The sequence below is a fragment of the Gemmobacter aquaticus genome, from assembly GCF_007859075.1.
Lineage (GTDB): Bacteria > Pseudomonadota > Alphaproteobacteria > Rhodobacterales > Rhodobacteraceae > Gemmobacter > Gemmobacter aquaticus.
This window is the reverse complement of sequence record NZ_VOAK01000011.1, coordinates 305,928-317,469: the sequence shown is the minus strand read 5'-3', so window position 1 is coordinate 317,469 and position 11,542 is coordinate 305,928. Positions and strand designations below refer to the sequence as shown.

At 63.7% G+C, this 11,542-nt stretch carries 9 protein-coding genes; 3 read left to right on the top strand and 6 right to left on the bottom strand.

From position 1 onward, the window contains the following. Positions 1 to 93 precede the first annotated feature (93 nt). Complete coding sequence (nrdR, locus tag FQU74_RS03530; protein ID WP_146285048.1) at positions 94 to 564, top strand: transcriptional regulator NrdR; 471 nt, start codon at positions 94 to 96, stop codon at positions 562 to 564. Next, entirely contained in the window at positions 561 to 1,664 is a 1,104-nt protein-coding gene (gene ribD / locus FQU74_RS03525) for a bifunctional diaminohydroxyphosphoribosylaminopyrimidine deaminase/5-amino-6-(5-phosphoribosylamino)uracil reductase RibD (RefSeq protein ID WP_338324178.1), read from the top strand. Before nrdR ends, ribD begins: the two co-directional genes overlap by 4 nt. 28 nt (positions 1,665 to 1,692) lie before the next feature. Here ribD and rpoD read toward each other — a convergent pair whose 3' ends face one another. Next, a complete protein-coding gene (rpoD, locus tag FQU74_RS03520) occupies positions 1,693 to 3,690 on the bottom strand; it encodes an RNA polymerase sigma factor RpoD (RefSeq protein ID WP_146285047.1) in 1,998 nt (665 codons plus the stop codon). 123 nt (positions 3,691 to 3,813) lie between these two features. Then, positions 3,814 to 5,808: a DNA primase gene (dnaG, locus tag FQU74_RS03515; protein ID WP_146286193.1), complete on the bottom strand. Its 1,995-nt coding sequence runs from the start codon at positions 5,806 to 5,808 to the stop codon at positions 3,814 to 3,816. Positions 5,809 to 6,006: 198 nt separating this feature from the next. Between dnaG and FQU74_RS03510 the strand changes: the two genes are divergently transcribed. Beyond that, a complete protein-coding gene (locus FQU74_RS03510; protein ID WP_146285046.1) occupies positions 6,007 to 6,291 on the top strand; it encodes a hypothetical protein in 285 nt (94 codons plus the stop codon). On the opposite strand, the gene FQU74_RS03505 is transcribed toward FQU74_RS03510, so the two are convergent. The 4 genes from FQU74_RS03505 to acs all read right to left on the bottom strand — a co-directional run bounded on the left by FQU74_RS03505 (position 6,281) and on the right by acs (position 11,401). Continuing rightward, entirely contained in the window at positions 6,281 to 6,670 is a 390-nt protein-coding gene (locus FQU74_RS03505; protein WP_146285045.1) for a response regulator, read from the bottom strand. The two genes, FQU74_RS03510 and FQU74_RS03505, sit on opposite strands and share 11 nt — an antisense overlap. 109 nt (positions 6,671 to 6,779) lie before the next feature. Beyond that, positions 6,780 to 8,567 (bottom strand): MFS transporter, encoded by a 1,788-nt coding sequence (locus FQU74_RS03500; protein ID WP_206664995.1) that lies wholly within the window; start codon positions 8,565 to 8,567, stop codon positions 6,780 to 6,782. A gap of 170 nt (positions 8,568 to 8,737) precedes the next feature. Next, on the bottom strand, positions 8,738 to 9,424 hold the full coding sequence (locus FQU74_RS03495) for an adenylate kinase (RefSeq protein ID WP_146285044.1): 687 nt from the start codon (positions 9,422 to 9,424) through the stop codon (positions 8,738 to 8,740). Positions 9,425 to 9,433: 9 nt separating this feature from the next. Further along, complete coding sequence (acs, locus tag FQU74_RS03490) at positions 9,434 to 11,401, bottom strand: acetate--CoA ligase (protein WP_146285043.1); 1,968 nt, start codon at positions 11,399 to 11,401, stop codon at positions 9,434 to 9,436. Between the last annotated feature and the right edge of the window lie 141 nt (positions 11,402 to 11,542).

Genomic DNA, 11,542 nt, shown 5'->3' with positions numbered 1-11,542 from the left:
CGGCCTTGCGCTAGGGTCTGTGGATAACCGGGGTCCGAACCCAAGAAACCCCGGACGATAGGCAGGACAGTCAGGAACAAGGGGGACGGCCATATGCGCTGCCCATTCTGCGGCAACATTGACACCCAGGTGAAGGACAGCCGACCGGCCGAGGATCATGTCTCGATCCGGCGCCGGCGCTTTTGCCCGGCCTGTGGCGGCCGCTTCACCACCTATGAACGTGTGCAGCTTCGCGATCTGGTCGTCATCAAATCCAGCGGCAAACGCGAGGATTTTGACCGGGACAAGCTGGAACGGTCCATCCGCATCGCCATGCAGAAACGCCCGATCGACCCCGAACGCATCGACCAGATGATCAGCGGCATCGTGCGTCGGCTGGAGAGTCTGGGAGAGACCGACATCCCCTCGCGCACCATCGGCGAGATCGTGATGGAAAGCCTCGCGCGGATCGACACCGTGGCCTATGTGCGTTTCGCCAGTGTGTACAAGAATTTCCAGGCGGCGGACGACTTTGACAAGTTCGTCTCCGAGCTGCGCCCGGCACCGGGCACGACCGAAGAGTGAGTGATCACGACCACATGCGAACGGCCCTTGCGCTGGCGGCGCGGGGGCTTGGGAATACATGGCCCAACCCGGCGGTGGGTTGTGTCATCGTGACACGCGGTCCCTTTGGAGACCGCATAGTGGGGCGCGGCTGGACCCAGCCGGGTGGCCGCCCCCACGCCGAACGTCGGGCGCTGGATCAGGCGGGCCCTCTCGCCCGCGGTGCCACAGCCTATGTCACGTTGGAGCCCTGCGCCCATCATGGCCACACCCCCCCCTGTGCCGAGGGGTTGATCGAGGCGGGAGTCGCGCGCGTTGTCACTGCGCTGACAGACCCTGACCCTCGGGTTGCCGGGCGTGGCCACCAGATGCTGCGCGCGGCGGGGATCGAGGTCATCGAGGGCGTCTGCGGCCCCGAGGCACGGGCCATGAACGCAGGCTTTCTGAAACGCGTGGAGCGGGGCCTGCCCTTCGTCACGCTGAAGCTTGCCACCACCATCGACGGGCGTATCGCGACAGCAAGCGGCGAAAGCCGCTGGATCACCGGGCCGCAGGCGCGCCGCGCGGTGCACGCCATGCGGATGCGGCATGACGCGGTCATGGTTGGTTCTGGCACGGCGCGCGCCGATGACCCAGACCTGACGGTGCGCGACATGGGCGCGGCGCGCCAACCCATCCGCATCGTGATCGACAGCCATCTGCGCCACAGTACAGACAGCCGTCTCGGGCGCACCGCCCGCGCGGTGCCAGTCTGGATGATCCATACCGCTGCCGCAACGGACGCTGCCCGCACAGACTGGGCCAGCACCGGAGCACACCTGATCGAAGTGCCCGAGCGGGAGGGTCATACCGACCTGACCGCCGCTCTGCGGCACCTCGCGGCTGAGGGGCTGACCCGCATCTTCTGCGAAGGGGGCGCCGATCTTGCCGCCGCGTTGATCCGTGCGAATCTGGTCGATGAACTTGCGCATTTCGGCGCTGGCGCCCTGATCGGGGCCGAGGGGCGCGCAGCACTTGGTGGTCTGGATCTTGGCGCCCTGTCCGATGCACCGCGCCTGACCCTTATCGACGTGGCGCCCGTTGGTGCCGACACGCTGACACGCTGGCAGTTCGGAATATGAAAAGGGCGCCTCCCGGGCGCCCTTTCGTTCACTGGTCGAGGAAGCTGCGCAGCTTGCGCGACCGACTGGGGTGTTTCAGCTTGCGCAGGGCCTTGGCCTCAATCTGACGGATCCGTTCGCGCGTAACGCTGAACTGCTGGCCCACCTCTTCAAGCGTGTGGTCGGTGTTCATGCCGATGCCAAAGCGCATGCGCAGCACACGCTCTTCGCGCGGGGTCAGGCTGGCCAGAACGCGGGTCGTGGTTTCCTTCAGGTTTTCCTGAATGGCGCTGTCGAGCGGCAGGATCGCGTTGGTATCCTGGATGAAATCGCCCAGCTGGCTGTCCTCTTCATCCCCGATCGGGGTTTCAAGGCTGATGGGTTCCTTGGCGATCTTCATCACCTTGCGAACCTTCTCCAGCGGCATCTGCAGCTTTTCGGCCAGCTCTTCCGGCGTGGGCTCGCGGCCGATCTCATGCAGCATCTGGCGGCCGGTACGCACCAGCTTGTTGATCGTTTCGATCATATGCACCGGGATACGGATGGTGCGCGCCTGATCGGCGATCGAGCGGGTGATGGCCTGACGGATCCACCAGGTCGCATAGGTCGAGAACTTGTAGCCGCGACGGTATTCGAACTTGTCGACCGCCTTCATCAGACCGATGTTGCCTTCCTGGATCAGGTCCAGGAACTGCAGGCCGCGGTTGGTGTATTTCTTGGCAATCGAGATCACGAGACGCAGGTTGGCCTCGACCATTTCCTTCTTGGCCTGACGCGCCTCTTTTTCGCCCTTCTGGACCTGGCTCACGATGCGGCGGAATTCGCTGATGTCCACGCCGACGTATTGGCCGATCTGCTGCATGTCGGCGCGCAGCTCTTCCAGCTTGTCGCGGCTCTTTTCGACCAGCGTCTGCCAGCCACGCCCCGCCTTCGCGGCCATGCTGTCGATCCAGGTCGGGTCAAGCTCCCGGCCCTGATACTCGTCGATGAACTCGCGGCGGTTGATGCGTGCCGCGTCGGCCAGCTTCACCATGCCCGAGTTGATCGACATGATCCGCTTGTTGATGCCGTAAAGCTGGTCGATCAGCGCCTCGATCCGGTTGTTGTGCAAGTGAAGCTCGTTCACCAGCTGCACAACCTCGGAACGCAGCTTCTGATAGGTCGCCTCTTCATCGGCGCTGAAGCGCGCGGCGGTGCCGTTCATGGTTGCGTGCATCCGGCGGTCCTGCATGTCCGACAGGATCTCGTAGTCATGCGCGATCCGCTCCAGCGTCTCGAGCACTTTCGGGCGCAGGGCGTTTTCCATCGCGGCAAGCGACATGCTGGCGCCGTCGTCTTCCTCGTCCTCATCCTCGGCACGCGAGATCGGGTTGCCGTCCGCGTCAAGCTCTGGCTCGGACGATGCCGCACGGCGCGGTGCGGCAGCCGGTGCAGCCGCCGAAATGTCGACCTCTTCCAGACCGCCCAACTCGTCATCGCCGTCGAGCGAACGGCCGAAGGTGGCCTCCAGATCGATCACGTCACGCAGCAGGATATCTTCGCTCAGAAGTTCCTCGCGCCAGATGGTGATAGCCTGAAATGTCAGCGGGCTTTCGCACAACCCGGCAATCATCGTGTTCCGGCCGGCCTCGATGCGCTTGGCGATGGCAATCTCGCCCTCGCGCGACAGAAGCTCCACCGAGCCCATTTCGCGCAGGTACATGCGCACGGGGTCGTCCGTGCGGTCGAGCGTTTCCGCCGGGCCACCCGCAATCGCCACTTCGCGCGAGCCAGAGGACGTATCGACAAGCTCGCCCCCCGTCTCACCCTCTTCGGCCTCTTCCCCGTCGACGACGTTGATGCCCATTTCCGAGAGCATCGCCATCACATCCTCGATCTGTTCGGACGAGGCTTGCTCCGGCGGCAGGGCGGCGTTCAGCTGGTCATAGGTAATGTAGCCACGCTCACGCGCGTCGGCGATCATGCGCTTGACCGCAGCCTGGCTCATGTCCAGCGAGACATCGGCCTCCTGATCCTCGGGTTTGCCGTCGTCGGTGTCTTTGACCATGGGTGCTCCTGGGGCCGGAATCAGTAAGACCGAATCAATCGGGTCGGGTTACGAATCAACCCTGCGAATCAAGGAAGGGCAAGGGGGGTGCGTACTTTGCACAGCCCTTGGGTGCAACAGGCCCTAGTGGCGGGACTTTCCACCGCGGGTAAAGTCGATGCTGGCCCAAGTTTTCTGTGCATGGTCTAGCTCTTCCCTGTCTAGTTCAACGCCGTTGGGGGCGATCACCCCCTCGGCGCGGGCGGCTTCAGGGCCGCGATCAGCCTCGACACGCGCACGGGCAGCCTGACCTACCCGCCAGGTCAGCCCTTCATCGGCCAAGCCTTCGATGTCTTCCACGGCCTCCCGCAGTTCCTGCTCGGCGCCCCAATGCGCCTCAAGCTTGGCAAACTCCATCTCGAGGCATTTCTCGGCGCTGTCGACGTCATCGGGACGGCGCACATGCGGCTGGATGCGGATTTGGGGATGCAGGAGCAGTGTTTCAAGGGCTGGCCCCGCCGCCCGTGCCAGCCGGGCACCGCAGGTGTCGGGATCGGCGTCATGGGCATGCGTCAGCACCACCTGCCGCAACTGGATGTGCAGGTCGTCAGACAGCGGCATCCGCTCGATCTTGCTTTCGTGGCGATCGATCAGCCGGGGATGCAGGCACAGCGTCGCCAGCACGACCGAGATCCTGAGAGAGATGGTCGCCTCCTCCTCCGGCGCGGTGGCCAGAAGCGAGGCTCGGGTGCTGGCCACGGGTTCGACCGCCTGCATCTTGCCCCCGCGCATGCCACCCCGGAACGGCGCGGGGCTGCCGAAGGGCCGGTCGGGCGATCGCGCAGGGCGGCGCCCCTGACGGAAAAGCTGCCACCGCAGCTCCTTAATGTCTTCGCCATAGTGCTGGCGGATCGATGGGTCGCGGATCGTCTTCAGCGCGGCGCGCAAGCTTTTGTCCAGCGCGGCCTTGCGTTCCGGGCTGTCAAAGACACGGCCCTCGGTTTCGCGCTTCCACAAAAGGTTTACCATGGGCTGGGCGGCATCAAGCACCTCTTGCAGGGCAGCCGCTCCGCGGGCCTTGATCAGGTCGTCCGGGTCCATGCCCTGCGGCAGCACGGCAAAGCGCAAGCCCTGCCCCGCCTCCAGCAAGGGCAGCGCGAGATCGATCACCCGCATCGCCGCGCGCTGGCCAGCGGTGTCTCCATCAAGCGTGATGATCGGCTCTGGCGACAGACGCCACATCAAGCGCAACTGATCCTCGGTAATCGCGGTCCCAAGCGGGGCCACCGATGCCGGAAAACCGGCCTCGACCATGGCGATCACGTCCATATAGCCTTCGGCCACGATCAGCGGCCGGCCCTTACCCGAAGCCTCGCGCGCGGGGGCGTGGTTGAAAAGGTTGCGCCCCTTGTCGAACAGCTCGGTCTCGGGGCCGTTGAGGTATTTCGCGCGGGCATTGGGATCGAGCGAACGACCGCCGAGGCTGATCGCACGTCCGCGCGCGTCGCGGATCGGAAAGATGATCCGCCCTCGGAACCGGTCGTAAAGACTGCCGTCATCACCCCTGGCGATCAGCCCGGTGTCAACCATCAGATCAGGCGCCACCCCCTTGGCCTTCAACGCATTGAGCAGCGCCACACGGCTGTCGGGCGCCCAGCCAATTTCCCAGCGATCCTGCGCCTCGGGTGCAAGGCGGCGCTTCTGGGCCAGATAGTCACGCGCGGTCTGCGCGGCGGCCGTGCGCAATTGCAGTCGGTAGAACCTTACGGCCTCTTCCATCACCTCGGCCAACTGGGTGCGCCGATCAGCCTTTTGCGCGGCTTGCGGGTCGCGCGCGGGCATGGTCATGCCGGCCTCGCGCGCCAGCATTTCGACCGCCTCCATGAAGGACAGGTTTTCGGACTCTTTCAGAAAGCTCAGCGCATCGCCCTTCGCGTGGCAGCCGAAGCAATAGTAAAAGCCCTTGCGGTCATCGACGTGGAAAGAGGCCGATTTTTCCTGATGGAAGGGACAGGGTGCCCAGAAGTCGCCCTTGGCCTGGTTCGACTTGCGCATATCCCAGACGACCTTGCGCCCCACAACGCTGGAGAGCGTGACGCGATTGCGAAGCTCGTCGAGGAATCCGGGTGGCAGGGACATGCTTTCTATATCGGTGCAGGCGGGGGCGAAGTCCAGTGCGCTGCGCATGGCGCCTGTGCAGGACGGGGGGCTGTCTGCCCCCCGCGGGGCCGCTGGCCCCTTCCCCCCGAGGATATTTTCCAAAGGAAAGAACAGGGGTTTGAGGTTTGCCGGGGGGCCGGGTATGGTCTTTTGCGGACCTATCTGGAGGGGGGTAGAATGACCGAACTTTTGCAGGCGCAATTGGGGGATGTGTTTCGGATTGGCCTGATCATCGGGTTGATCATCACTGCCGCGCGTACGCGTGCGGTCACCGGCATTGCCCTGCCCCTCGCCGCTGGTGTCGTGTTCATTGCAGCGATCATCCCGCTGACGACATCCACGGCGGTCGCCGCGCCTTTCTGGATGCAGGTCGCCTCGGGTGTGATCGCCAACCTGATCCTACTGGGCGTGGGCCTCGTGCTCTGGACCCTGGTAGAGAAGCTGCGCGCCGCTAAAGGCTGAGCAGGCGGATCACCTCGGCCCGCAGGTCCTTGACGTCGAAGGGCTTTGTCACAAAGGCGTCGGCGCCTTCATCGATCGCGCGGCGCCGATCCTGGGCCGAGCCGCGCGCGGTCATCATCAGAACGCGCACATCGGCAAGGCTCGGGTCGCGCCTCAGGTCGCGGCAAATGTCGTGGCCCGACATTTCGGGCAACATCACATCGAGCAGAACCAGATCAGGATGCGTCGCGCGGATCCGCGGCAGGGCATCGCGTCCGGTCGCAACACGATCATGCGTCAGCCCTTCCCGCCCCAGTACCCATTCGATGGCCATGGCGATGTGATCGTCATCCTCGACGATCAGCACTCGGCGGCCGATGGGGGCAGGTTTGGCTGGCATGGGGCCTCGGTGCTCAAGGCGGGCGCGGCGGGAGTTGTCACGTGGGCAAAGGGACTAACGAATGAAAAGCGGGCGGGCCGGAAAACCGGCCCGCCCTGATCTGCGCGGATTATTCGTCCGCGAAGATGTCTTTCTTGTGGGTGCCACCGGGCACGAAGATCGCACCGATCACCACCGTCATCAGGGCGACGACGATCGCGTACCACAGACCTGCATAGATGTTGCCAGACTGGGCCGAGATCGCGAAGGCGGTCGCGGGCAGCAGGCCACCGAACCAGCCGTTACCGATGTGGTAGGGCAGCGACAGGCCAGAGTAGCGGATCCGGGTCGGGTAGAGTTCAACCAGCATCGCAGCGATCGGACCGTAGACCATGGTCACCAGGATGATGAGGTAGGTCAGGATCAGAACAATCTGGATGTTCTGGGCCTTGAAGATGTCGAAGAAGTGGTTCGCTTTTGCAACCGTGGTGTTGTCGGCAGCGACCAGCGGATAGCCCGCAGCGGTCAGCGCATCGTTCATCGACTTTTCGAAGGTGGCTTTGGCAGCCTTCAGTTCGTCACCGGTCAGGGTGTTGCCGTCATAGGCCTGGATTTCCGTGTCACCCACCTTGACCGAGGCGATGGTGCCAGGGCCGGCAGCGATGGTCTTCACGTTGACCGAGGACTTCGACAGCAGCGCCTTCACGATGTCGCAGCTGTTGTTGAACTTGGCGGTACCGACCGGGTTGAACTGGAACGAGCAGTTGGCCGGATCAGCGGTCACGGTGACTTCGGTTTGCTGCGCGTTGTAGAGGGCCGGGTTCGCAACGCGGGTCAGCATCGGGAACACGGTCATGTAGGTCAGGGCAGCGAGCAGACAGCCGCCGAGGATGATCGGCTTGCGGCCGATGCGGTCCGACAGCGAGCCGAAGAACAGGAAGCCACCGGTGCCGAGGATGAGCGACCATGCCACAAAGACGTTGGCCGAGAACTGATCAACCTTCACGACGTTCTGCATGAAGAACAGGGCATAGAACTGACCCGAGTACCACACCACAGCCTGGCCAGCGGTCAGACCGAACAGCGCGATCAGGGCGATCTTGCCGTTTTTCCAGTTGCCGAAAGCTTCGCGCAGCGGGGCTTTGGACTGGGCGCCTTCTTCCTTCATTTTCTTGAAGGCAGGCGATTCGTTCATCTGCAGACGGATGTAGAGCGAGATCAGAAGCAGACCGATCGAGCCCAGGAACGGGATCCGCCAGCCCCAGGCCTTGAACGGCTCGAGCATGACCTGTGCGCCCTTGGCATCCAGCAGCGGGGTGCCGTCGAGGTTGAACTGCGCCACGGTGTCGTAGTTGTTGTTCACGTATGAGGTGACCATCAGGATCACGACCAGCGACAGCAACAGACCCACAGTCGCCGTGGTCTGGATGAACGAGGTGAAGTAGCCGCGCTGGCCCGGAGGCGCGTGCTCAGCCACATAGACCGCAGCGCCACCATATTCACCGCCAAGCGCCAGACCCTGCAGCATGCGCAGCGCGATCAGGATGATCGGGGCCGCGATGCCCCAGGCCTGGTAGCCGGGCAGCAGACCCACGAGGAAGGTCGAGAAGCCCATGATCAGGATCGTCGCAAGGAAGGTGTACTTCCGGCCGATCAGGTCACCCAGCATACCGAACACCAGCGCGCCGAACGGGCGCACAAGGAAGCCAGCCGCGAAAGCCAGAAGCGCAAAGACGTTGCGGGTGCTTTCGGGGAAGGCCGTGAAGAACTGCGCGCCGATGATCGAGGCGAGCGAGCCATAGAGGTAGAAGTCATACCATTCGAAGATCGTCCCGGCCGAGGAGGCCATGATGACCTTTCTCTCTTCCGCCGTCATCGGACGCGAGCGCGTGGTCGCGTCGGGGGTTGTGTAAGCCATGTGGCCTCCTCCTGTTCATCCGGCTTTCGGCCGGCGTTTTACGGTTCCTTGCCGGGCACGCCTTCTCCGTTCACATCCGGGCATGGCCGGGATGTGCTGCGGAATTGCGCAGGCTGGAACTCCTCCTTCGTTTCCACGACCGGGCCTCCGTTCCCGGACGTGGTCTTCCGTCAGGCCGATACGCGTTTGACGATGGCAGAGAGCGCGTCACGGATCGCAGGGATTTCCCCCATCGCATCGATCCGCTCCAGCACGCCCTTGCCGTCGTAATAGGCGATCAGCGGTGCCGTCTGCGCGTGATAGGCTTTCAGCCGTTCGCGCACGGTTTCGGCATTGTCGTCGGCACGCCGCTTGAACTCGGTGCCGCCGCATTTGTCGCAGGTGCCGGCAACGGCCGGCACCTTGAACTCGTCATGATATCCTTCACCGCATCCGGCGCAGGTGTAGCGGCCGGACACCCGGCCCACCATTGCCTCGTCGTCAACCTCAAGGCTGACGGCGGCGGTCACTTTCTGTCCGGCGGTGGCCAGCAGCGCATCCAGCGCCTCGGCCTGGGCCGCCGTGCGGGGGAACCCGTCGAGGATGACGCCGCGGGCCACGTCGGGCTGGGCCATCCGGTCCTTGAGGATCGCAAGCACGATGTCGTCGGAGACAAGCTGCCCCGCCTCCATCACCGCCTTGGCCTTGCGCCCCGCCTCGGTGCCCTGGGCCACTGCCGCGCGCAACAGATCGCCGGTCGAAAGCTGCACAAGACCGAAGTCCTCTTCCAGCATGCGGGCCTGGGTGCCCTTGCCGGCCCCCGGAGGGCCCAGCAGGATCAGCACGGCAGGGGTGGTGACAGCCTCAACCACGTTCATTGCTCTGCCTCAGCCCTTGCTTGCGCGGTTGGCGATCAGATCCTCGACGACCGACGGATCGGCCAGCGTCGACGTATCGCCAAGGCTGCCAAAGTCATTCTCGGCGATCTTGCGCAGGATGCGGCGCATGATCTTGCCCGAGCGGGTCTTGGGCAGACCCGGCGCCCACTGGATCACGTCGGGCGAAGCGATCGGACCGATCTCGGTACGAACCCACTTGACCAGATCCTTGCGCAGGTCCTCGGACGGCTCGATGTCATTCATCAGCGTGACATAGGCATAGATGCCCTGCCCCTTGATGTCATGCGGGAAGCCGACCACGGCAGCCTCGGCCACGGCGGCATGGGCAACCAGAGCCGACTCCACCTCGGCCGTGCCCATGCGGTGGCCCGAGACGTTGATCACGTCATCGACGCGACCGGTGATCCAAAGATAGCCGTCCTGATCGCGGCGGCATCCGTCACCGGTGAAGTAATAGCCCTTGTACTGCGCGAAATAGGCTTCCTGGAACCGGTCATGATCGCCCCAAAGGGTGCGCATCTGGCCCGGCCAGCTGTCGGCAATGCAGAGCACGCCCTCGGTCTCCACCTCGTCGCGGCGCTTGGCAGTGGCGGGGTCCAGCACGACCGGTTTCACGCCAAAGAAGGGAAGCGTGGCCGAGCCGGGCTTGGTGGGCGTGGCGTAGGGCAGCGGCGTGATCATGTGGCCGCCCGTTTCCGTCTGCCAGAAGGTGTCAACGATGGGGCATTTGCCCTTGCCGACATGCTTGTCATACCAGACCCAGGCTTCGGGGTTGATCGGCTCACCTACCGACCCAAGCACGCGCAGTTTCGACAGATCGTGCTTCTCGACCCACTCGGCCCCCTGCCCCATCAGCGAGCGGATGGCGGTCGGTGCCGTGTAGAACTGTGTCACGCCATGCTTGGCGCAAACCTCCCAGAAGCGACCGGCATCGGGGAAGGTCGGCACACCCTCGAACATCAGCGTGGTCGCGCCATTGGCCAGCGGGCCATAGATGATATAGCTGTGCCCGGTCACCCAACCCACGTCGGCGGTGCACCAGAACACGTCACCTTCCTGATAGTCGAAGGTGTATTGATGGGTCATCGCTGCATAGACCAGATAACCGCCGGTCGTGTGCACCACGCCCTTGGGCTTGCCGGTCGAGCCGGAAGTATAAAGGATGAACAGCGGATCCTCGGCCCCCATCGGGCGCGGCGGGCATTCGGGGCTGACCATATCCATCAACGCCAGCACATCGACGTCGCGCCCCTGGATCCACGAGGTCTGGTCGCCGGTGTGCTTGACCACAAGGCAGCGCACCTTGTCCGAGCAATGCAGCAAGGCGGCATCGGTGTTCGACTTCAGCGGCGTGCGCTTGCCACCGCGCGGCGCGGTATCGGCGGTGATCACCAGCTTGGCGCCGCAGTCATTGATGCGGTTGGCCAGTGCGTCGGGCGAGAAGCCCGCGAAAACGATGGAATGGATTGCACCGATCCGCGCACAGGCCAGCATCGCATAGGCCGCTTCAGGGATCATCGGAAGATAGATCACGACCCGGTCGCCCCGCATCACACCCTGCGAGAGCAGGACGTTCGCCATGCGGTTCACCTTTTCCGCCAGTTCCTTGTAGGTGATGTGGCGGGCGGGGGTTGCCGGATCATCGGGTTCCCAGATGATGGCAGTCTGCAGCGAGCGGTCTTTCAGATGGCGGTCGATGCAGTTGACCGAGGCGTTCAGCACACCGTCCTCGAACCACTTGATCGACACCTTGCCAAAGGTGAAGTCGGTGTTCTTCACGCGCGAATAGGGCTTGATCCAGTCCAGCCGCTGCCCTTCGCGCCCCCAGAAGGCATCCGGGTCCTCGATGGATTCGGAATACATCGCACGATACTTGGCGATGTCGGCATGTGCCTTGTCGTAACCGGTGGGAACCGCGCGCACCTCGGGTGCGATTTCGGTCGGCTGTTGGGTCATGGGCTCTCCCCCCTCTTGCTTGTCGTCCACGCGCCGGGCCGGGCACGTCCTCCATCCTTACATTCATTGTAAACCATATCATCGATTCCATGTAAGTCCTTTTATTGCATGATTTTTTCTGTAAATTCATTGACTGAATAT